General features: G+C 42.2%; 19 protein-coding genes. All 19 read right to left on the reverse strand.

Translation table 11 applies throughout. The annotated features are described in order from the left end of the window. Positions 1-61 precede the first annotated feature (61 nt). A complete protein-coding gene (locus AAFP14_RS05625; protein ID WP_341731317.1) occupies positions 62-991 on the reverse strand; it encodes a glycosyltransferase family 2 protein in 930 nt (309 codons plus the stop codon). Continuing rightward, positions 985-2112 carry a glycosyltransferase family 4 protein gene (locus AAFP14_RS05630; RefSeq protein WP_341731318.1) on the reverse strand — a complete coding sequence of 376 codons (1128 nt, stop codon included), beginning with the start codon at positions 2110-2112 and terminating at the stop codon, positions 985-987. Before AAFP14_RS05630 ends, AAFP14_RS05625 begins: the two co-directional genes overlap by 7 nt. Beyond that, positions 2109-2342: a glycosyltransferase gene (locus AAFP14_RS05635; protein ID WP_341731319.1), complete on the reverse strand. Its 234-nt coding sequence runs from the start codon at positions 2340-2342 to the stop codon at positions 2109-2111. The genes AAFP14_RS05630 and AAFP14_RS05635 overlap by 4 nt, the downstream gene beginning before the upstream one ends. A 342-nt stretch (positions 2343-2684) precedes the next feature. Next, the gene (locus tag AAFP14_RS05640) at positions 2685-3836 is read right to left on the reverse strand and encodes a glycosyltransferase family 4 protein (protein WP_341731320.1); all 1152 of its coding nucleotides are present in this window, start codon (positions 3834-3836) and stop codon (positions 2685-2687) included. 79 nt (positions 3837-3915) lie between these two features. Beyond that, positions 3916-5058 (reverse strand): glycosyltransferase family 4 protein, encoded by a 1143-nt coding sequence (locus tag AAFP14_RS05645; protein WP_341731321.1) that lies wholly within the window; start codon positions 5056-5058, stop codon positions 3916-3918. A 42-nt stretch (positions 5059-5100) separates the two neighbouring features. Next, positions 5101-6174: a glycosyltransferase family 2 protein gene (locus AAFP14_RS05650; protein ID WP_341731322.1), complete on the reverse strand. Its 1074-nt coding sequence runs from the start codon at positions 6172-6174 to the stop codon at positions 5101-5103. Between the two features lie 100 nt (positions 6175-6274). Continuing rightward, a complete protein-coding gene (locus AAFP14_RS05655; protein ID WP_341731323.1) occupies positions 6275-7417 on the reverse strand; it encodes a glycosyltransferase family 4 protein in 1143 nt (380 codons plus the stop codon). A 25-nt stretch (positions 7418-7442) separates the two neighbouring features. Next, complete coding sequence (locus AAFP14_RS05660; protein WP_341731324.1) at positions 7443-8282, reverse strand: hypothetical protein; 840 nt, start codon at positions 8280-8282, stop codon at positions 7443-7445. Positions 8283-8378: 96 nt separating this feature from the next. Beyond that, entirely contained in the window at positions 8379-8738 is a 360-nt protein-coding gene (locus tag AAFP14_RS05665; protein ID WP_341731325.1) for a hypothetical protein, read from the reverse strand. Between the two features lie 128 nt (positions 8739-8866). After that, positions 8867-9805: a class I SAM-dependent methyltransferase gene (locus tag AAFP14_RS05670; RefSeq protein WP_341731326.1), complete on the reverse strand. Its 939-nt coding sequence runs from the start codon at positions 9803-9805 to the stop codon at positions 8867-8869. A gap of 133 nt (positions 9806-9938) precedes the next feature. After that, positions 9939-12056 carry an HAD family hydrolase gene (locus AAFP14_RS05675; protein WP_341731327.1) on the reverse strand — a complete coding sequence of 706 codons (2118 nt, stop codon included), beginning with the start codon at positions 12054-12056 and terminating at the stop codon, positions 9939-9941. 82 nt (positions 12057-12138) lie between these two features. Further along, positions 12139-13377 carry a glycosyltransferase family 4 protein gene (locus AAFP14_RS05680; RefSeq protein ID WP_341731328.1) on the reverse strand — a complete coding sequence of 413 codons (1239 nt, stop codon included), beginning with the start codon at positions 13375-13377 and terminating at the stop codon, positions 12139-12141. A gap of 72 nt (positions 13378-13449) precedes the next feature. After that, on the reverse strand, positions 13450-15318 hold the full coding sequence (hepA, locus tag AAFP14_RS05685; RefSeq protein WP_341731329.1) for a heterocyst formation ABC transporter subunit HepA: 1869 nt from the start codon (positions 15316-15318) through the stop codon (positions 13450-13452). Positions 15319-15408: 90 nt separating this feature from the next. Beyond that, positions 15409-16626, reverse strand: coding sequence for a glycosyltransferase family 4 protein (locus AAFP14_RS05690; protein ID WP_341731330.1), 1218 nt, complete (start codon positions 16624-16626; stop codon positions 15409-15411). 71 nt (positions 16627-16697) lie between these two features. Next, on the reverse strand, positions 16698-17621 hold the full coding sequence (locus AAFP14_RS05695) for an NAD-dependent epimerase/dehydratase family protein (RefSeq protein ID WP_341731331.1): 924 nt from the start codon (positions 17619-17621) through the stop codon (positions 16698-16700). 349 nt (positions 17622-17970) lie between these two features. After that, positions 17971-18660, reverse strand: a complete 690-nt coding sequence (hepC, locus tag AAFP14_RS05700) for a heterocyst development glycosyltransferase HepC (RefSeq protein ID WP_341731332.1) — start codon at positions 18658-18660, stop codon at positions 17971-17973. 410 nt (positions 18661-19070) lie between these two features. Next, positions 19071-21275, reverse strand: a complete 2205-nt coding sequence (locus AAFP14_RS05705) for a GumC family protein (protein WP_341731333.1) — start codon at positions 21273-21275, stop codon at positions 19071-19073. 39 nt (positions 21276-21314) lie between these two features. Then, positions 21315-22409 carry a glycosyltransferase gene (locus AAFP14_RS05710; RefSeq protein ID WP_341731334.1) on the reverse strand — a complete coding sequence of 365 codons (1095 nt, stop codon included), beginning with the start codon at positions 22407-22409 and terminating at the stop codon, positions 21315-21317. Between the two features lie 599 nt (positions 22410-23008). Next, a complete protein-coding gene (locus tag AAFP14_RS05715; RefSeq protein ID WP_341731335.1) occupies positions 23009-23896 on the reverse strand; it encodes a class I SAM-dependent methyltransferase in 888 nt (295 codons plus the stop codon). Positions 23897-24066 lie beyond the last annotated feature (170 nt).

Here is a 24066-nt window from a genome sequence, read left to right on the forward strand (position 1 = left end):
AGGTTTAACTAGGTTTTAGGTAGGAATAATTTTATTCCCTAGCACCTAACACTTGACATTTTTATTTTGACTGTTGCCAGGTCTCCCAAGCTTGCGAACGTCCACGTAGAGATGCTACTAATTTCTGTCCCGCTAAGCTTCCTTCTTTAGGTAGGAATCGTAACCATTGTAATAAACCAGGGGCATCTCGTGTTCCCACCAATGTTGCCCAAAATACAAATGCAGTACGTCGAGTCGATGGTAGATTTTCTAACAAAACTAAAGTTTCATTGTGTACGGCATTGAGCAAGGCAATGTCATTGAATTTATTGCGTTGATCTTCGTCAAAACGTTGTGCAGGAAAGTGATCGACTGCTACTTTGGGGTCATAGATTAGCTTCCAGCCTGCCCGTTTCAAGGCGAGACTAAATGCTAGTTCAAAGTGTACTTGCGCGCCAGTACCTCGCATCCGGGGATCGAAGTGCATTTGAGCGATCGCACTCCTGCGAAAACTCATGTTTACACCCTTAATCACATCTACCTCGCGGGCTTCTCCCACTCCTAAATGATGTCCGCCGATCACTCTGCCAAACCACTGGACTTGTCCTACTATTTCGCGTTCCCCCTCTTCTAACTTAGTGCCGTGATACACCCAATCCCGCCCCCCAACACCACCAATATTGCTATCTGATAAAAAGTGAGCCTCCATGCGTTCCAGCCAATCGGTGTGAGGTGCGGCATCATCATCAGTAAAAGCGATGATATCCCCACAAGCGGCATCCATCCCTACATTCATGGCGGCTACAACACCAGATACTTTCACTGTGGCAGTTCGCAGTGGCAAAAATTCAGGGTTAAATGTTTGGATAAATGCCTGAGTTTCAGTATCCGTATCTCGAACTACTACTAAGACTTCATCAGCAGGACGTTTTTGCTGTTTGAGTGCGTCTAAGCAGCGTGCTAAATCTTTCGGGCGACAGTAACTGGGAATGACAATAGAAATCTTTAGCACGGTTTTAGTTCCTCAAATAAATTCACATAATTACTTGCCATATTAGCCCAACTATGATGTTCGGCTATGGCTCTGGCTACTTGACCCATTTGTTGTCTTTGTTGCCGATCGCATTTAACTAATTGATTCAACGCTTCAGCTAAAGCCTGTGTATCTTCTGAGTCTGGCAAAACTACCCCACAATCAGGTGTCACCAACTCCGCCGCCCCCGTTGTAGCAGCCGTAATCACGGGTATTCCTGTCGCCATCGCTTCCAGTACCACTAAACCAAAAGGCTCATAACGAGACGGAAAAACTAGAAAATCTGCTGCTTTCATCAACTCGGGGACATCTTGCCGAAATCCCAGAAAATGCACCCGATTTTCTAAGTTTAGCGATCGCGCTAACTCAGGATAGGGACTACCTGCGGTTCCACCCACAACTGCGAGGTGCAATTGGGGAACTTGCACTAAGGAATGGAGGACTGTATCCAAGTTTTTCCGAGGTGTGCGGATATCGCCAGCAAATAGCGCCAGAGGCACTTCCTCTGGTAAACCCCATTTTTGCCGATCGACCATACCGGGAGCAAATTCTTGTAGATCAATGCCATTTAAGATCGTCCGAATGCGATCGCGTGGAACACCGATCGCAATTAATTCTTGGGCTACTTTCTCAGAAACGGCTACTACGACTTTTGCGCGATCGAAGGCTTTGTGCTCCCAATTAGCATTTAAAGCCGTGTAAAACCGCTGATAAGTGCCACGCAAGCTCAGATTTTGTGTTGAGAGATTGAAGGGCGATCGCAACCAGGAACTGTGTACAAAATGCACTGCATTCACATCTGCCCTAGCTGAAGTAATAGCACCATTGAGTTTGATTAGGTCGAATTCTTTTTGGTGTTTATTTAACCACCAAGCACTTTGAGTAGAGAAAGCCATTTCGCGAACAAGTTGCAATGGATACCCTTTAACTGGAATCGGAATCCAATTGACTTGACTATTTTGTTGCAGTGCCAAATCTACACTACTGGCTAACAAGGTAACATGATGGCCGCGCCGAATCGCTTCCCAGGCAACTTCATAGTTGACCCTACCTTGACCATCACCGATCGCCACTTTATGAGTAACAATACAAAGCTTCATTTAGTACCTCTTTTATGAGACAAATCTGCTTCGTACAAAGTCAGATTATCGCGAGCAATCCGCTGCCAACTATACTTTTTTGCCGTAGCATAGGCATTACGGCGCAATTTTTCCAAGTAAGAACGATGGGTAATTAAACGTTCCAAAGCTTGGTCGATCGCCTGACTGTCGGGGGGCGGGATAAAAATGCGATCTAGTTCGTGGTGAATAGTAAGTAGAAGTTTCATCATTTCCTTTAAATCGAGGGATTTCCTGATTTATTTATAGACATAATTTGGACTGAGAACCAGTAGAATTATTACAGAATTATTAGGTGCATAAGTTACTAAGTGAAGTTCCGCTATTTCTGAAAACGTTGTCAGGAAAACGTCCAAGACATCTTCTCCTCCTTTTCGTTTGAAATCACCTCCTATAAAAAGGATGTTGTAACCTGTCTTTGGAACTTTATTTGAGCGCTCAATTGAGCCAAATTCTTCAATTTTTACGCGAGAATGAATAGTCTTGACTTTCTTATTATTTACCACCATCAGAGTTGATTCAAGCACCAGTTGTATCTATTACTTTACAAAGCTTCATTTAGCACCTCTTTTCTGAGACAAAGCTGCTTCGTACAAAGTCAAAGTATCACGAGCAATCTTCTCCCAACTATACTTTTGTGCCGTAGCATAAGCATTGCGGCGCAAATTTTCCAGGTATGGGCGGTCTGTAATTAACCGTTCCAAAGCTTGCTCGATCGCGTGACTGTCGCGAGACGGGATAAAAATGCCATCATGTCCATCACTGACAATCTCCATTGGTCCAGATGTTGTTGTCGTTACAGGTGCCAAACCGCAAGCCATAGCTTCAATCAGTGCCAAACCAAACCCTTCTGAGAAAGTAGGAAATAGCTTGATGTGATGTCCGCGCAAAAGTTCTGGTAGAGCTTCATGTTGATAGCGTGGCACAACTCGGACGCGATCGCGCACAGCAGGCTCAAAATCTGCATGAACTTCTGCTTCCGAACAGCCAGTTCCCAAAAAACTCACCTTCACATCAGCATAGCGAGCGAGAATTGCATTCAATGCAACTGCACCATACTCAATCCCCTTTCGAGCGATATAGTTACCTACTTGAGCAATGCAAATAGCTGAATCCTCTGCCATTGACATCGGCTCAAAAGGTAGATTCAAAAATTCCTCTGGAATCCCATTCGGAACAATCTCCGTTTGTTCCGAATTGACACCAAATTTGTCAACAACATACTCTGCATCCGGGTGATTCAGCAGCAAAACTAGGTCAGCATAGCGAATGGAAGTTGCGACTTCCCAGAGGCGAAACCCTCCATGATACAGAGGATACTTCCAACTCAAATGCAAGTTTCCCCGACGAGCCTCCTCTAAATATTCCAAGTGCATAGTATGCTCAAGACCGTGACTGCGCGTTACTAAAAGAGGAGAGTTTTTTCTAGATATTCCGCACATTTTCGCCCATATCCAAGCATCTCCAGTCGAAGCATCCACCACATCGACAGCTTGCTTATTTATAAGATCCCAGATGTGGCCAGCGACAAACCAAGGAAACACGATTGACCCTACCAGCCCTGATAACTTGTCTGGAAGGTTATCAAATGTGTAGTAATGTACTTCATGCCCCAGCTTTTGGTATTCCTGACCTAATTTCCATGTTACTCCCGGAGCACCTGCATTGCGATCGAGTTCGTGGTGAATGGTAAGTATAATTTTCATCAGTTCCTTTAAATTGAGGGATTTCCTGATTTATTTATAGACATAATTTGGACTGAGAACCAGTATAATCATTAGAGAACTATTGTGAAATTGATATTTCCTTAAAAATGGACTCTAATGTTTGAAAGTTCGTTTGAGCATTAAACTTCTGTTCAGCTACTTTCCTACCTTTCGCACCCATCTCGCGACCTAAAGTCGGATTTTCGATCAGATATCGGATTTTACTAGCTAAGGCATGGCGATCGCCTGACGGAACTAAAAAACCAGTCTCTCCATCACTGACAACTTCATAAATTTGCGGGAGTTGACTGGCAATCACTGGCAAACCTGCTGCCATCGCTTCCAGAAAAACTGTAGCAAATGCGTCCGCGTAGGTAGGCATCACAAATACATCTGCTTGAGAGTAGAGATTTAAGACTTCGGGGCTGTATGCCTTAATATTATTATGGATGTAAACATGAGGATGCTGACATTCAATAGACGTATAAGTTACTAAGTGAAGTTCCGCTAATTCTGAAAATGCTGTCAGGAAAACTTCTAAAACATCTTCTCCTCCTTTTCGTTTGAAATCACCTCCTACAAAAAGGATGTTGTAACGTGTCTTTGGAGATCTCTTCGATCTATCAATTGAGCTAAATGCCTCAAGTTTTACGCTAAAAGGAATAGCGGTTACTTTTTCACTATCAATGTTATAATCTTCAATTACAGATTTTCTCACAAATTCTGATGTAGTTATGATGCGGGTTGCTGCTTCATAAACTCTTTTTTCTTGAAGCACATTAGGAGTATAAGTCCATCTAAAACTAGGGTTAGTTTTCTCTTGAGATGCCTGAACGGCAGTCAAGTCTATGCTGACGACAGTAGGCAGCTTTTTCATAAAATCTACTGATAGCAAAGCCATAACCTGAGTATGTAAGTGGAGCGCCGAGTAATCTCCTTGACTTAACTTCCGAGCTATTAGACGCCTAGCCATGTAAGCAAAGCCTGTCATAATACGAAAACGATTAAAGTCTAAGTTTTGCTTCTGAATCCATTCATTGGGAAACTTGAAACTAAGCAACCTATTTAATATTTTTGTTGGCAGTTCTCGCTCGTCATTATACCATTGAAAATCCACCTGGCAGGAGGATGTTTTGCTGAAGTATTCTCTCATTAAATTACCATAAGTACCATGACCCATGTGGCTTTCGATGATGGAAAGAATTTGAGGATTTTTAGTCATTTTAATTTTTCCTAAGTAGATACTAATTCAGTAAATTACGGTTTATTCTTTACAAGAATTAGAGTTTGTTAAAGCACCTGTAGTCTCTTTACTTTTAGAGCTTTGAGAGTCTACTGCTGTTCGTCCCCTCTGCCACAGCCATACTGTGCCGTTCAATAAAATAATGCGACCCGCAGATCTTACGACTCTGAATGAGCGGCTGCACTTGAGTGCTTCTCGAATCAGATTAATTGTGCTATGCATATCACCTTCAGCCAACATTTCGTCAGCTATTTCAAGGGCATGAAATGCACAATTTTGCATTGTTTGTTTATAGAGTTTATCAGCCTTTTCCTTGGGTAGGTAAGCTAGAAAAATATTCACAGCCTTACTTATTTGCTCGAAATGCTTACCATTTTTGTTATTAATGTTAGATATAGAGTTTGAACGTTTTCGATAAATTGCCAAAGGTTCAACTTCATACCCTATTGGGTAGTTAGCCGCAATTCTTACCCACATTTCCCAGTCTTCACTCATGGTTAAACGGTGGTCAAATCCTCCTAGCTTTTCGTATACTTCGCGCCGTACTACGATTGACGGTGTTTGGATACGTTGAAAGCCCGCGATCAAGTCCAACCAACTATTTGGTAATACCCCACTTTTTTCGTGTTCTAGTACGGATATATGTTGCCAATGACTATGTTCATCCATGACGATGTGGCGACAAAATGCCGCACCAATTTCTGGATTATCAATGAAGACTCTTTGCATCTTTTGATAAAAGCCATCTCGCACTAAATCATCACCATGCAACTGATGAATCAACTTCCCTCTAGACAGTTCTAAGGTAGTTTGGAAATTTTTCACAAGACCTACATTATGTGGTTGTCGATAGAATTCAACGCGACCCCGGCCTAGTTCTTCGACAACTGCTGCCGGATCATCTAGGGTCGAGTGGTCATCAACAACAGCTATCTGCATAACATCAGGACCGGGATCTTGTGCTAGTACGCTAGCTAGTGTCTGGCGCAGGTATTCTGCACAGTTGTAAGTAGGAATCATGACTGACCACAGTGGACGTGGCACGCTATCTGGAACTGGTGGAATTGTAGGACGATAGGGATGTTGTTCACTCATAATATAAGGAATGTGTGGGATGAATTAAGATCTTAGAAATCTTTTTTGATATGCTCTAATTTATTCAATCATAGAAAAAATATGTTTACGGATTTACTGCTTAGGTATTTTTTCTCGAATAGTGAAAGTCATCAATAGTTTTTTCATAGATAATTTGAAGTTGCTTGACCTGGGTATCAATCGTAAATTTCTCCAGCAACAAGGCATATCCCTCTTCCCCCAAGCTTCGAGCTTTTTGATAATCTTCAGTCAATTCATTGATAGCATCAGCCAACTTTTTGATATCATTGGCAGGGACAAGGATACCTGTTTTGCGATCGCGGATGTATTCTGGAATCCCTCCTAATGAACTAGCAATTACAGGTCGATGGCGAGCGTAAGCTTCAAGCGTGACAAGACCAGCAGGTTCGTGCCAAAGACTAGGAAAAACCAGAGCATAACACTGTCGGTAAAGTGCATCCATTTTCTCACTATCGCACCAGCCATGCCAGGTAATGCGATCGCTCATTCCCAGTTTCTTCGCTAACCGTTCCATTTCCAGTCGATTCCAACCCTTGCCTGCAACATCAAGATGAACTCGTCGGTCAACTTGTGTTAAAGCTTTGAGTAGCCAGCCAAGACCTTTCTCTGGAACAATACGCCCTGCAAACAGAAGTCTAGAATTTTGGTGTGTTTCCAATGTTAATGGTTCACTACTCGTTTTAGGAATGGGAATAGCGCAGTACAATGTTACGGTTTGTTCAGGAGGCAAACCATTTCTAATAAGCTGTCCGCGAACATAACTACTATTGGCAATAACAGGAATTCTCAGTTTTTTAAGTTTCTCTAATTCCCGATGAGACTTTTGAAAATTTTGGATAATCTTCTCAGGTCGTCTACTACCACAGCCATCTACTAGATGCCCCCAAGTGCATCCGAGAGTAGACATAGCGCGATCGCACGCAGTCCCCTTCACTGAGAAATACTTGCTACCACTAGGGCAGTAGGGAGAGTGATTGTGAAGTGTATAGACAACGGGACATTCTCCCGTAATATCCCATACCAACTGTTGCTCTTGAACATTAAGTAACTTGAACTGGCTCTGATCGATATTTTTGAGCCAGGTAATTACCTGCGGGCTGACGTTGGGAGCTTGAGCCTGCAACAAAGACTTGACATAGGTGTCTACTCCTCCACCACATCCTACGCCAGACAAACAGTAATGGATAGTTTTTTCTTTAGGAATCAAGTTGTTTTCAATCATACTAATTTTGAAATGCTTTAAACACTTAAGACAGGGCGTTAAACCAAAATTTATGTCTGACATCATTAACGTAATGCCTAAGTGCAATTTCTTTACCAGCGTACTTGTCTGGATAAATAAACTGGTCTTCAACACTTAGAACATATCGTTTCGAGCAGAGAGGCTTTGCCTGGTTATGGTGTATTGTCAAATGCACCAAAGTTTGCTCGGTAAAATAATGATTAAGTTCTGTGATTTTTGACAATCGCTCAACGGCAAAGCTCCAATCTAGCGGTTTTTTGAATACAATAAATCCACCGTTGACTGGATTTAATTTTTCCCGCTCATCATAAATTACCCGATCGTCCATTTTGGTAGCACAATCCGGTAGATATAGAGAAGATGTATTGTCCGATCTGGCTAATTCAACTAAATCACTTACTCCCGGAAAAAATAGAATATCTGAGTCAGTATAAATCGTTGTCTGATTAATCGGAATTGACATTAATGCCAATAGTTTTCTGCCCATTGAATGCTGAGATGCATAATCATAGACAGATTGAGGCAGATCGGTTCGCTTCAGTTGTTCTAGTGGTAATACCTCAACACAGGGATGAATTCCTTCGAGTAGCTGGCAACTGTTTTCGGTATAGCTACCATCAGAAATGATAGTAAAACGCTCTGGAATGCCAGCATGGCGGATGAAGGATCGCAGACTTGCTACCTGTTCTGGTAGATCGCGCTCGCATGAGAGAGAATAGACGCTTATGGGAATTTTTTGAGTTTGGGAAATTGGTAGTTTAACAATCTGGGGAATTACTGCTTTGTAGAGGGAACGCATCATCTTTCCTTGAGTTCTGGCAGTGTGATAAGCAACATTAACCATAAGTTACTCCTAGTCTGATTTTACGCTTAGCTTATTCTACCTGTGGCATGGATTGATTATAGCACCTTTTGGTTAATTGAAAATAAATCTGTGTTTCTAATCCAGGTTGGTTAATTCTGGATTCCAAATTATGTAAAAAATGAGGCTAATTCCATTGAAACCACCCCAAAAAACATCATTCATCGGTAAACCAATGATTGATGCTAGGTTGCGGTAAACCCAGTAAAGAGGAGCCAAAATAATTGGCAGTCCTGGGGCAATCACGGAGTAAAGTTGCCCCTTGATTTGAACTACATCGACGTGATGAGGTACATCTTTAGGTAACGCGAATGTTCCGAAGTCAACTAGCGCCCTAACTGTGTCTGTAAATCGACCACTTTGAGGGCCGTCAGGAGCGACGTGCAGTACAATCAGGAGGCATACTGAAATAAAAATCTTAAGTGAAATAGCCTTCATGTTTTTCAAAATTCCTTTTCGAGCAATACAATTTCAACGTTACTAGATGCCATCTGCTGAGAGTGATTCATCATCTCTATTAATTTTTAGTTATATTACTAATTAGGGAAACTTTCTCAACTTGTCTTTTATTGCCGAATAGCTTGGTAATACATACTCATACCCGAACATTTAATTGACGGCATAAAAGTTTTTACCATTTTTGTTGCAATTTTGATTTTTCGTTCAACTGGTGACAATACTGATAGTTCTAATCCTTTAGCAGCCAATTCCTTGGACACAATGTAAGTAGACATTCCACGCCAATCAAAGGGCTCCTCTAAGGACTTTTGTAGTTTCCATCCAAACCTTGAAAGTATTTTGTCTGTTGCAACCGGATTCCATCTAGTTTGATGATAAGGCGGATAGTCCCAAACCTCTCTAAGTCCTACTTTTCTGTCAGTTTCAAACTGAGTAGTCCATCGATTGGAGCTAGGGCAAGAAAAATGAATAGATGAACCTGTAGGCATAATTTGCGAGAGTTCTTGAAAGAAAGTTTCTAAATCCTCTATATGTTCAATAACGTGAAAAAACATTACTGCATCGAACTTTCTGCTTGGCAAACGTTCACTTAGTTCTTTTAAATTCCAACAATATACTTCTAACCCTTTTGCCTTAGCCAATTGAATGGCTCCAAGGTTAAAGTCCACTCCTAGAGCACTATGTCCCTCACGAACTGCCAAATCAAGGAAAACTCCCTCTCCACAACCAATTTCTAAGATTTCCGAACCAGGCTTCAAGTCTTCAAGGGTTTTATTGAACTCCCATCGCATTGTATATATTTCTTCGGTATACCACTCTTCTCCAGCAGCAAACATAGGGGTGGCAAACTCTAGCCCACAATCACAACACTTAGCCATATCGACTGTAGAAGGTGCTTTTCCGCTATCTAAGTATTTCTTCAGTTGCTCGCCTGATTCTAAGCTGGTGACTGACCAAAATTTGGCAATTTCTGACGTGGGAACACTTTCTAAAGAATTAATTTGTCTGGATTTACAGGCGGGACAACAAAACACTTGGCTATTCATATTCATTGCTTTAAAATAATTATCGGTGTTGATTTTTACGATTCGGCGTTAGTAGAATGCTATGTGCTTATAGTGATTTATTGCCTCCTAAAAAAAATAAATTTTTACTGAACTAAACTTGGTGCGATCGGTTTTAGTTTGGGGAATTGAGCCTCGATCGCATAACGAGAGAAATATTAGTGCGCATGAAGCTGCGGGATAGCAAAATAGCAGGGCAAGACTGTACTGCTTTTTTAGCAAAATCCCAAGATTGCTGCTCTTTTCCTGCGAGGTATGCCTGTCGGGCACAGCGGGCGTAATTCAAGCTGTATCGCAATCCTTTGATGTATCCTAGGACACTCCTAGTGAGTGGTGCGCTGCGTTGAATCGATGCTGGAAGCCAGACAAAATTGCTGACATAGTGCTTATCAAATATCATCTTAAAGCCATCTACTAGAGAGTAGGCTGGCGCTAGATCGTGAAACTTATTTTCTAGCTGTTGGTCTGAAAATGGCTGGCTACCAAAAACTTTGGCTTCCTCTTGGTTGGGCGAGTGGATAAAGGTTTTCAGCAGGTCTTCTGTAACTTGATGAAAATACCTTACTTCACATTCTTCAGGCTGCAAATGATCGGTCAATCGCTCAGTAAAATCTAGGATTGCTTGCTGCTGAACTAAGACTCCCCATTTGAGCCCTCTTTCATTTTTATCCGATCGCAGTATCGGAATGTACCCATCATCCTGTTTCTCATATCTGACGGTACTGCCATGATCCGCAGCCAGGAATAGCTCTAAAATCGGAGAACTGCTAAGGGAACGCCGTTCGGTGATATCATCAGGTTCCAAGAAATAAGGTATTAAACGATCGGTTGAGAATGGTTTAATACGTCTTTCTAATCCAAAGTAAAATCCAGGCACTCCATCTGGGGGATAGAGATTGGCGATCGCCAAAATTTTACTGAATGAGCGTTGCGATCGCCCAGTCCAGCCAGAATCAACGATCGCAAACGATGTTCCATCACCAATGCCTGCTTGTTTGAAATAGCCGATCGCCTTCTCTCTGTAGATAGCCGCCAAATCAACAATCAGATCGATAATTTCTCGATCCTGAAATGCTGCCTTCAGCAACGTGAATTCTTGTTCCGTCAGATTTTTGTCCCAAATCTCGATTGGAAAGCCATGACGTGTGAGTGCATCAGCAATCTGTTCTGGTTGAATATTGACGCGATCGCATACTAAGCGCACTGAGAAAAATGGCGGTTTGTCAAAAAGCCATTCCTGTTCGGTTTCACCAATTTGTTGAATAGAGGGAAAGTGAAAAGCCTGCCTAGAACCATACAAGTATTGACAGTCGATGTCATAGCCCCACTTACGGCAGATAATTTGGGCAATTTTCCAGAGAATTTGTCCATCTCTGGCCATGAAATACAGCCTCTGAATTCCCTGACGCTTCGCCTCCTGCAACACCCAATGAACGAACCCAAAAAACACAGGTGCGATAACATTAGCACCTGTATTCCAGATTATTTGTCGATGCAATTCTGTCTCTTTGCAGTGCAAGCGACACAGGCGGCTGGCACCAGCTAGCAGCGAACGAAATCGGAGCGGCAATTGTTCGTTATCTGCAATGATTTGTTCGTAGCGATTTAGGTGTGTTTGCACAAAAGGCTGAACTTGAATCCCTAATTTTTTCGCTACTTTGATATCAGAATAGAGATTGTCCCCAGTGTGTAGGAGCTGAGAGGCTTTGATTTGATACTTGGTGAGATAATATTGAAATAATTCTCCAGATACCTTATGAAGTCCAACCTCATTAGAGACGTAGATTACATCACCATCTGCCCAAATTTGATGATCTTCGAGAAAGCCTCGAATCGCCTCGGAGGGTAGGTACATATCTGAGAGATAGGCGAGCGATTGATTTTCCTGATGTAACTCTTGAATTTTTAGGTGAGTAGCTGGAACTGGACGGAGGCTAGCACGTTCTAGTTGAATTTCATTATACATTGCTTTCTCCTTATCTATCTCAGTCCAGTTCAAGGACTCAGCTAGTTGAGCATAAATTTCCTGTAGTGTTACTTCATTCGTTGTAGATGCTTGTCTTGCCTTGCCCTCAGCTTCAATCCTAAGCTGACTCCACATATCTGAAGAAATTGTAATTAGGTTTTCCTGCTGGAGGCGATCGCCTAACTCCCAAAATAGATCCGTTGGCTTAGCCCAGATACGAGTCAAGGCCGTGTCAAACACATCAAATGAGTAGGCTGTGGGGTTCATTGTAAGCTCTCCTTTAGTCACAAACAGGTTGAAAATCAGCAGAATTGTGGCAGATAATATACTTTATTCATTTGTAATACTTTTAAGATTCGATCACTTTTTGGTAAAGAGATTCGATCTTACTAACTACTGCCGAAAGAGAATAATTCTGGTTAACTAGAGCTTTGCCATTGTCACCAAAATTCTGACTCAGATCTGGGTTTTGTAATAACTTGGTAATGGCACTACTAATTTCTTCTGGTGTTTGCTCGACAGCAAAACCAGCGTTGTTACCTTCAATTAATTCGGGTACACCCTGTGCTTTACCACCGATAACAGGCTTGCCATAGCTCCAAGCCTCCAGGTAAACCGCTGGGAGAATCTCGAATGTGGAGGGCATACAAAAAATAGTGCAAGCCGCGATCGCATCCGCCTTTTCCTGATCGCTAACTTTGCCTAAATAATGAATGCGTGAATCTGCGTTCTCAAACCATTTTAAGGATTCAGGGGTATCTGGGCCGACGAAAACAAAGTGAGCGTTTGGGTTAGTTCGCCAAACCCGATCGGCAGCCATAAGTATAGCTTTTGCGCCTTTATAAGCCTCCATACGACCTATGAAAAGAATAATGGGAACATCCACCAGATGATGCTGCTGACGAAATCGATCGGGGTGCGAGGTTGCTGGTAATAGAGGAATTACTCCCAGAATATGCAGCTTTTCAGCAGGTACACCCATAGAAATGAGCTTTTGGCGATCGCCTTCTGTCAGCGCCCCAACAGCGTGAAACCGTGGATAAGATTGAATACTGACAGAGTTTTCCCCAGACTGCCCCGGATGTACATAAGGTGTACAGACACAAGGAATACCCAGCTTTTTAGCTGCATCAAGGGCTGTAAATCCTAAATAATCGGCTAGCAAGCAATGCACAACATCAACATTCTGCATTAGTTTTTCTAGTTTCGACTGAAAGACCAAGCGATAACATTGATAGCTGAACCAGTCGAGGAAAGGTTCCGTATAACTTCGTAGGAGTGGTAGAGTTCGGAGCAAGATGGGCAACAAACGCAAGCGATCGATCGGGCTTGGAGTAACCGCATGAACAGGAATATCACCATCCTGAAAACTTGAGTAATTAGGAGCTAGAAGATTGTTATATAGTGATGCAATCATCATCCTTTTTCCTAACCACCCCGGAACATATTGGGGATGCCTAAAACCAAAATTTCCCGCAGCAATGCTGACTTGATACTTTTTAGCTAACTCCCCTGCAATCAGACGAGCCTGAGTTTCAACTCCACCAATCGAAGGATAATAGATAGGACTCACAAAAAGGATTTTCATCGTGTTTTCAAGTATGAGGTTCAGGTTTGTATTCTTAATTCATTAACACTCAGTTCCTAGTTAAAATTGAGGCTAAACAAGGGTTTGTTCAACTGAATTTCCTCCTGATTCATGTTGCATTTGGTGATACTTCCACAGTCTACCGCGTTGTTCTAACAACTCTTGGTATTTACCTCGCTCTACAATTCGTCCCTGCTCAAGTACCACTACTTGATCGGCACGAGCAATTGTAGAAAGTCGATGGGCGATCGCAATCACTGTCCGACCCATAGACAGCTTTTCCAATGACTCCTGGATCAGTCGCTCCGATACCGAATCTAAAGCGCTAGTAGCTTCGTCCAAAATCAAGATTTCTGGATCGCGCAACAAAGCACGAGCGATCGCCAGTCTCTGGCGTTGACCACCTGATAAACGTACACCGCGATCGCCCAGTTGAGTATCGAATCCCTCTGGTAGTTGTTGGATAAACTCTAAAGCATAAGCTTGACGGGCTGCTTCTAAAATTTCTGCCTCCTCCACTCCTTCCAAAGCATAGGCAATGTTGTCGCGAACATTAGCATTAAAAATGAAAGTATCCTGGCTCACAACTGCTAATTTGTGTCGCAGCGACTTAATTTCATAGGTTTTCAAATCAACTCCATCAATCAGAATCTTACCCCCCGTTGGATCGTAAAATCGTGGAATGAGATCGGCGAGTGTAGTCTTCCCAGCCCCAGACCCCCCCACCAAAGCGGTCATCTTGCCCCGTTCGATCGTCAAGTTAATGTCGTGCAGCACCAAATTATCAGGTTCATATCCGAAATCTACAGAAACTAAATCGATCGCTGTTTTCAATCCTGCAAACTCAAGATGCCCGTTCGGAAAATACTCTTTATTATCCGTTCTCAATAGTTCTTTGATATTAACTGTGGCTCCCTGTAGACCGCTCAGAACAACCCTTGTTCCGTTCACATCCTGTAAAGTTGGTACTAAACGGAACAATACAAAGAAGAATGTAAGTAATGAAGCAACGGGTAATGACTTGCCGATGATGATGCCATTGAACGCTAGAATAATCAGACTCACAAGAATTGCTGTAGCAATACTTTCTGACAATGGTTTAACTGACGACATCAGCCGAGTTATTTTGATAAAGCTTTCGGCTATACGGGAACTACTTTTATAGAATCGTTTCCGCTCAAAATCTTGGGCAGCAAACGCTTGAATAGTCCTAATTCCGTTGATAAATTCTACAGCGGTTGAGGTAAAATTACCGTTAGCTGCTGAAGTTTCAAAACTTACTTCTCGTACCCTTACATTAAGAGTGGATATCCCCACTGCCAGAAGACCGAATAGCATCACTGCCAAGAGTGTTAGTTGCCATGACAGCAGCAGCAAAGTTGATAGATAAACTACCCCTACCAAGCATCGGGTGATTACAAAGGCGACTCCTCCAAAAGCAGTTTTGATTCTCTCTAGTTCAGTTGTGATGGTGTTAACCAGTTCTCCTGACTTCGTTTTAGTAAAGTATCCCAGGCTAAAAGCTTGAAGCTGTTCAAAGATTTGCTTACGAAGTCTATCTAATAATTTGATCTGAGAAATTTCTATATAAATAATAGATAAGTAGTTAAATCCTGCACGCATCCAAGTGCTCAGTAGGATGAGAATGCTAATGCGAACCGTTCGGCTATTTGCTGAAGTATTTGCCCCCAAGATCCAAATGTCAATCCATTGAATTCCTGTTTTGAGAGATTCTCCATTTGGGTTTGTTAAACTTTGGATAAATGAAAGTAAAAATCCAATTCCTACGCCTTCAAAACTTGCAGCCAAAAATGTGAATATAAAAGCAAGAATTACTATTTTGGAAAAATGTTTAAATTCTCTCAAAATCAAGTAATTATCCTGCCATAACTTAGACTTTTTTAAATAAACACGAATTGGATTCAATGAGTTAGAGGACATAGGGGTTACGCAGGTTAACTAATCTGATTCAGTTCTATTAAGTTGAGATCATTTTCTACTATTTAGTCTCTTCAACAGGAGGAGCATTTTTTAACTTAAAACCTGCTGATATAACTCTACATAGCGTTTGGCCTGGAGGCTAAGAGGATATTCGGTAAGCGCAATTTCTCGGCAATTTTGTGCCATCTGTTCTCGCAAATTTTTATCTGCCAAAAGTTGGATAATCCCATTGCACAAGTCGGTGACGTTTTCAGGATCGGCTAGGTACCCCGTGATTCCCGGACGAACGAGATCGGGAACGCCACCAATTCTAAAGGAGATCGTGGGAGTGCCGCAAGCCATACTTTCTTGCAAGACGAGGGGGAGGTTATCTTCACGAGTAGGAAGGATGAATAAATCAGTAGCAGAATAGGCGATCGCTTTTAGGCGATCGCTACTGACATAGCCTAGATTCAAGCTAGAAATACCAACTGTTTCTGATAAGAACTCTCCTCCATGTCCTAGAACTAGTAATAAACAATTCATTTTGACAGAATCAGGTAGAGCTTGCAATGCTTTGAGTAGCAAATCGCCACCTTTGCGAGAATCACCGTAGTTTTCTGCTCCTACCATCAGCACTTGTTTATCAGATGGAATGCCTAAGACAGAGCGGCATTCTTCTGAATCCAGAGGTTGATAAGCTTCTGTGTCGATTCCATAAGGAATGTGATGGATGGCAAAGCGGCTGAGCATACTCTGCTGGGCTTGCTCTGTCAGCCACTGACTAGGAGCAACAATCGTTAAATTAGAATTACTGTAGACCCAATTTTTAAGCTTCCATTCCCAATCAGTGCTATCGCGCTGAATGTCTGGATAGATGCTTGGGTAAGGACATTTACCACAACCGATTTTCCAACGATCGCAGTCATAACTGTAGGAGCAGTGCCCGGTAAAACTCCACATATCATGGAGGGTATAAATGGCCGGCTTATGTTTAGTGAGTTGAGAAATAGCAAGGTAGTTGAAGTAGTCACCGTGTAAGACATGGAAGTTGAGAATATCGGCAGCTTGGTAAAATGGGTGTTTAGGAATATTAAAGCTGCTAATTAGATGGGTGTAGTTGAGTCCTAGCGGGCGAGATAAAGTCAGCAGTTGCTTCTCTGTCCGGTATTTACGAGGCACTGTGGCAACGCGATTGCTGCGGAGCTTAGGAGCTCCAACCATTAGGTTAGAGGTGACTCCTTGGGCTAGTAATCCTTCGTGTAGACGATAGCCTGCGATCGAGCCTCCACCTGATATATCAGATAGGTTGATATGTAAAACTTTCATGGCTTAATCTCGATATATTCTAATCCGTTTTTTTTGCAGCTCATAGTCACCTTTCAAATTTATCTATAAATTCACTTGACACCTACTTTAATAAGAGTGCCTATCCCTTGATTCAAAGTAATTTCAGGCTGCCAATCGATAAACTTTTTCAACTTGGAAATGTCTGCCAGTAGATGCATCCTTTCAACTTTTCTAACACGATCCGGATCGACCTGAATCACAATTTTTTCACCCAATTCTTGCTCAAATGCTTGAACTACATCTCTGACAGAATACTCTAGGCCTCTACCAATGTTAAATGTTTCAAATCCAGCATCAAACTTATTTAAAAGTTGAGTTATGGCAACCGCCATGTCAAAGGTATGAATAAAATCTCGTTTCGGGTCGAGGTTTCCCAGTTGGATGGTTCTCATGCCTAAATTGATTTGCCTTTGAATTTCCGGGATTAAATGGGCATTTGTTTCATTCGGTCCAAAAGCATTGAAAAATCGACCGATGATAGTGGGAATAGATGTTTGTATGTGAAATTCATTCATCAAATGTTCGCCAGCTAGTTTAGATAACCCATAAATATCTAGAGGGTTCGTTGGCTGAGTTTCTGGAATAGCATGGTCACAAATTGGATAAACTGCTGCTGTCGAAGCAAAAAACATCTTTTCTAAATTTTTCAAGCTCTTCGCAGCGCTTAATACGTTGATAGTCCCTTGTATGTTAATGTTACTCGACTTGAAAGGATGTTGATTGCAGTAGGGAATAAAGTGTATGGCAGCCAGATGAATAATCCAATCTGGATCGATTTTATGAATAACTTCGGTTAAGCCAGGTCCGTTCAAAATATCAAGCTTGTGAAAATAAGTATCAGGAATTGTCAAAAAATCTCTATTCCCAAAGGATAAGTCATCAATAACATAAATATCATGACCATGCTTTTGAAGTTCAGCTATTGTTGCCGAACCTATAAAACCTGCTCCACCAGTTACTAAAATTTTTGTCATTTTTCACCTGTTTAGACTTCAACAGTTGGAGTTTTTACTGGTTATCTATGGACTTTAGCTCGTGATTAATCGCTATGTGTATGCCTAGTTAAATTATGCCAAATCTACATTTATGATGTGAGGAATAGCGCTTATAATTGTCCAGGCAGCATCACAATTAATCCAAAAATATTTATTTTTGTAGATGAGTTCTGGAAGCATGAAGTTAGTCGTCCATTGCTTCCCTAAACTTGGCCTAACGTGCAGAAGCTTTTTAAATTGAAGATTCAGTGTTTATCTACCACCAAATCAACCTCATTTGAATTGTTGCCCCGCTCTGAGCTTCTACAATTTCCAATAATGTACTCACCTATGGTTGACCTTCTGAGCCTAGGCGTACTGCCTCAGATATCGTCAAAGGACTGAATGAATCCCTCAAGCTAGTATCACCCCGAAGTACATTGAACAACTGTGGTAACTTATCCAGGTTGTACTTACACATCCAACGAATTAAAGGTGTAGTACGAGAATCTTTATTAACTACTGTCGTGGGAAACTTGAGAAGCCGGAATAATTTGCCTCCTGTGCCCATGTACCATTGCCTACGGAAAATCGGCTCTGGTGAATTGAGATAGATCAATATAGATGTCGCCAATATAGCCGGACTGAGCAATAGGAGGAACACAAAGGCAACAATTGAGTCCATCCATTGCTTGGGCTGGGGACTAAGTTGGTTTTGCTTTTGAAATGTTTTCTGAATAGTCCCCCGTAGAAATACGGGTTTTTGCGCTTGCTCGCAAGCATTGGCCCAGAGTTTCAGCGTTGCCTCACCTAGGCTTGGATGGAGGCAAACCAGCCGTACAGGAGATTGTTTCAAGCATTCTACTAGCTGTTGCTCAGTCTCAAACGCCGAGATATAAGGCTGTTTGGCTTGTGGTCTGAAACTGACGAATAACATTCCCTGTCGCCACTTCAGAATGCAGGGAGATAAGTAATGGCTTGAATGCTGTTGTTCTGCAGAAGAATAGATATTTAAATTTGAGAGTGCTGAATTGGTCATAGGTTCTGAATTAAGTAATACTAATCTCAGTAGTCATGGTGAGCAAGTAAAACTACTTAAATATTTAAATCGTACATACATTACTTAAGTAGAATTACTGCTATACATTAACACAGTTTAAAAACAAGTCAATAGTTGGTCAATCTTTTTTATTTATAATTTTGATATTGACAAAAACAAGATTTTATGTATAAAAGGGACGCGAATAAATGATGTCGATCGCCTGACGGGGTAACAACCAAGTTAAAAATTAGTCTGGGCAAGGTTTTGAGTCGATAGCTCTCCAGAAAGATGGTCGATCGCGATCGCCACTTTAGAGGTTGGGGATCGTAGAAAATGAGGTTGAAGGGCGATCGCTACCCAGGAGAATTATCAATCAGCGTGTCAAGAAGCCATCATTTTTTTCAGGATTAAGCACGAAGAGCCCCATTCGCGATCAGCCCGATCGTATTTAACTTGTTCAGCATGGCAGTAGTATCACTGAGCGCAGTTTTTGTCACCACGTCAATACGTGCCACCAACACTACCCCCCGGCAACAGGATGCAACCAGCAGAACATCTACCATCCCTAAAACAGGAGGTACATTCAGCAGCACTAAATCATAAGTCTGCTCAAACCCTGTGATTAATCTCTGCATTTGAGGAGAACTTAACAGATTTACGGGATCTTCGGGTATGGACCCAGAAGTCAAAATATCAATATATAAGTCTGATGATGGAACATAACTGCGTATGGGCATCGTAGCGTTACTTTCCAGTAGAGTTGAAAGCCCATACTCATTAGGGAGATTGAGCTGTTTATGCAGCATCGGTTGATGGAAATCAGCATCAATTAGCAGTACCCGTTGATGTAGACGCGCAGCACTAATGGCCAAACCTAATGCGATTGTTGATTTTCCCTCACCATCCAATGCTGAAGTAATAATTAAAGGACTAAAAGTCGAACCAGAATTTTGAAGTTGAATGTTCTTATAAATTAAGTCAAAGGATTTCCAAGCTGGGGGACTATGAATTACTTCAATCGTGCAAAGTGCCATACCTTCCGGCTTGCCGAAAGGTAGCTTGATGATTGGTTCGGTTCCCCAACTCGCAGAAACTGGACGCTTGCCGAAAGGTAGCTTAATGATTGGTTTATTCTTCTTGACCTGCGGTAGGTGTGGAGTCATTCCTAGTAGAGGCAGAGCAACCAGTTTTTTTAACTGATCGGAGCTATGAACAGAATCATCCAACATATCGCGAGCAAAAGCCACAGCAACACCCAAGAACAAGCCGACCACGACACCTAGCATTATGTTCTGCTTTTTTTTGGAAACACTCTTTGTACCGAGTTGCGGTACTTCTACAACTTGCCAATCAAATCCCCCTCTGGCAATTTCCAAGCTTAAGTCCTGCCGTGCTTTCTCTAACTGTTGAAATGTTTCACGCTTGAGTTGTATCTCTGTTTGTAGACGAGTGTACTTAGCCAATAGATTCGGAAATCGATCGAGTTCTACACGGAGCTGCTCCTCTTTTTTTGCCAGTGCTTGGTCGCGTGCAGTTAAACCTTTTAAGTTTGTCTGAATATCCAGAACCCTAGTAGCCATAGTTAAGTCAGTTGTACCGAGTTGCCTTTCTTTCAAAAGGCTTTCTCCAGTAGCGGGGCTCTGAGCAGAAACTTGTGGTATGGCACGTTGCCCTTCTGCTTGCAAGAGACTTAGTTGCTTCTTGCGTTCCGAGAGTAGCTTTTGAATAACTGGGTTTTTGTCAGTGAAGCGTATTCGTTGTTGACCGATGGCTAAATCTGTTTTTTGGATTTCGTTGAGTAAGGCTTGATAACGAGAAGACTGACTTAGCCGTGCCGCAACGAGCGCTTCCTGGGGAGAACTAGCAAGTTGCTGCTGCAAAGAGTCGTATTGAGCCTGAAGCTCCCTTCTAGTCGCCTGGTTTGTCCGTCGCTCCTGCTGAATGCTATTAATTGCCTCAGTCAGAGCTTTTGCTTGTACTTCCGGCTCAATTAGATTTTGATTTTTGCGAAACTCTTCTAAAGTTGCCTCAACTTGAGCAACATTGTTACGAGCCTTGGGTAATTGTTCATCAATGAATGCAAGACCTTTAGTTAAACGTAGTCTCTGCTGTTCTCGGTTGTACTCCAGATAAACCCGTTGCATTATTTGTAGCACTTTCTGGGTTTGATTCGGATTATTACCCGTGTAAGTTACTTCAAAAATCTTAGTCTGGGCTTTTGCCTTTTCATCAGCTACTTGAGTGACAACTAAGGATTTTTTGATCTCCTCTACATTAAGTTCTGGGTATTTAGGGCGAAGCAATGCCACCGCTCTTTGAATGAGCTGAGAACCTTGCATCAAACTAAGCTGAGTAGCATTGTCTATTTCAACGTTAGAATCGGCAAATTGATTACCATTTTTACCATCTTTTTTGCCTTGATAATTAGACTCGACCAGGAGCTGCATGGAGCTTTTATAGGTAGGCTTTTCCTTCAACGCTTTTGCAGTTGCAGCAGCCAAGACAATACACAAAACACTTAGCACCCAAAAGCGTCGGCGGATTAGAACTGCAAACAGTTCTCCATAGCCCGCTTCGGTTTCAGCCATTGAGTTGATATTGTTGTCAGTCACTTCTGGGCCTCGCTCATAAACCTATTAAACCAATTATATTTATGACTGATGACGGCCACAAACTTCCTCAATCACCCTCTCTACTTTTTTAAAAAAAGCTTCTTCAGAAAAGTAATCCATCGCATGAGCTCGAATTTTTTCGTAATCCCATGAAATCTTACTGGACTCAACTACGGCTGTGTGAATGGCTTCCGGTGTCTGTAGATTGAAAAATATGCCAGTCTTACCTGGTATCTGAGTATCTAATACACCACCCTTACCATAGGCAATTACCGGCGTTCCACTAACATTAGCTTCCACTGGAACTAAGCCATAGTCTTCCAACGCAGCAACAATCACACCACGAGCTTTAGACATCAACTGACTACGTTCTGTATCGCTCACATGACCGAGAAATTTAATATTTTTTAAAGCTCTCGACTCCAGCCTCTCTCGCTCTGGGCCATCACCCGTGATTAATAATGGTAATCCCAGCCAATTGAATGCTTCAATAATCACATCAATGCGTTTGTAACCAAGCAGACGAGCAGAGGTCAAATAAAAGTCCTCCTTCTGTTGAGAAAAAATAAATTTTTGGACATCAATGGGATAGTTGATCACAACTGATTCCTTGCCATAAAATTTCTGGATACGACTGGCAACTGTGCTGGAATTGGCAATATAAAAATCAGGCTCTTGAGCGGAATCCAGATCGGCTTTTCTCATTTGCTGAAAAATCGGTTCTAGCATACCAGAAAGATTTCGATAGGTAGCATAGTCTCGAAGATAAGTTGTGGTATCCCACAAAAAACGGGTGACATTGTGACAGAAACAAATATGTATTGCTCCTGGTCTTTTTCGGACAGCTTTAGCAAAGCTCGTGGTACTGCTGATAATCAGATCGTAGTCTTTTAGATCCAAGGCTCGAAAGGCTGAAAAATAAAAGGGAGCCATTAGCCTAAAATTCTTACTTGCCCCTGGAACCTTCTGAAGTACAGTTGTGCGAACTTCACGTTCGCCTAGGTCTATAGTTCGTTTAGGTTCGTATAGAGACGTGAAAATATCTGCATTGGGGTAGCGTTTACATAGCAATTCAAATACACGCTCTGCTCCACCGGGTTGTGTCAAGTAATCATGGATTAGTGCTATTTTCATACTACTCTCTCTATTTTAGAACATCGGACACAGACGATCTGGTTGTGCAAATACTTCTTCTGCCACAGTTCCTAGATCGCGTCATCAATTTAACTAGATAACTGAAGCACCAATGTAAATAGCACCGAGAAAATTGGTTACACAGTAGACAAATCTATGGTGATCGCCCGATACTGCTTCAATTTGGAGCATCAGTTTTTTATTCCGTTGAGGGGTCTTGCAGAAGTCCCGATCGCCAACACGAGGGTTAACTCCCTGACAGCTAAGCGAAATTACTGGTATCTGGTCTGGTAAACGGAGCCGATTACTGACCTATTGCTCAGTATGATACCCCTTAATTGCCAGCACTGTGTCGCCAATTACCTTAAACAGAAGTTTTTCACACCTATCTAAGGTAGCTAACTTGTCGGAAGTATTAAGTAAAAGCTCTGAGGTATCCGAACCCATCTATAATGGTCGGAGGGTTCAAATCGATCGAGCCATGCACTTCATCGAAAAGGGCAATCCAAGAGTTTCACCTGGGATGGCTCGAACCTGGATTGATGTTCAGGGACGTTCAGAAGCGATCGCCATTTACCAGGCATGGGCTTTCCATCCTCTCAATTCCTCAATGCTCGCTCAGCGATACACATGATAGACTGAGCAGCCCCTTGAGAATTGGGATCGATTCCCGACAAACGCTGAGGGACTCTAACTGTCCATGGCGCTCGTCCCAACTCTCCTTGCAAAACCTCTGCTCCCAGATTATGGTTGTGAGGATAGGTTGTTACCGTAAAATCCAGCGGTTTGAGAACTTGATAGTAGAGTTCTGTTGTAATTCCATCTCCTGGTTTTTGATTGTGGATTTCCGTAGCTAATCTCTGTCTACTTGTTGCCACATAAGGTTTGCGAGCAACGATCCAGTAAGCCCGATGCTGACGAATTTTTCTTAAAAGTAGCCCAAGCCCTTTCCAATTCCAGGCCGTTACCTGCGGATCGTTATCTGTCACTAGAATCCCACCTGGGCGAACTAAACGCGCGGCCTCTGCCAATACTTTTGCCATGTCATCACAGTGGTGAAGGGTAGCGTTAAGAACTACTAAGTCGGCGAAGGCATCGATAAAAGGCAGGTGATGTGCATCAGCCAAGAGCGGAACATAACCTACTTCTTGTGCTATTTCTAAAGTACCTTGGGAAATATCTACCCCAATCAGTAAGCTAGGTGAGCCGCCCACTGTAGCATACAAATTACCCGGTCCACAGCCAATATCTACAACGATATTGTCATCCCAGCTCCCTATTGCCTTTTGCCAGCGCGCTTTTAAGGCTTCGGTATACCGATCGGGTTTTAGGTAGTCTCTTCGCCACTTAGGATGACCAAATAAATCAATATTGGCTTGCATTCCGGCTGTAATATGCGGAATAGGGTAACTATAAATACCGTTCTCCTGTTCAGTAATTTCCGCACTTTCTATCAGGTATTTCGACAGAGGTGTTATTGATTGCATCTTTAACAGTCTACTCATGACAACGAAGGGTTAATTGATGGGCAGAAACACACCCTAGTTGACTAACAAAAATTTTGGAGCTTGAAACGAAAGCTAGAAGGGGAGAAAAGCTTGGTTGGAGCTAACCAGTCATCACGCAAATTGGTATAAATCATAGCAATTACTTCCCA

This window comes from Microcoleus sp. EPA2 (assembly GCA_020882975.1).
Classification (GTDB): domain Bacteria; phylum Cyanobacteriota; class Cyanobacteriia; order Cyanobacteriales; family Microcoleaceae; genus Microcoleus.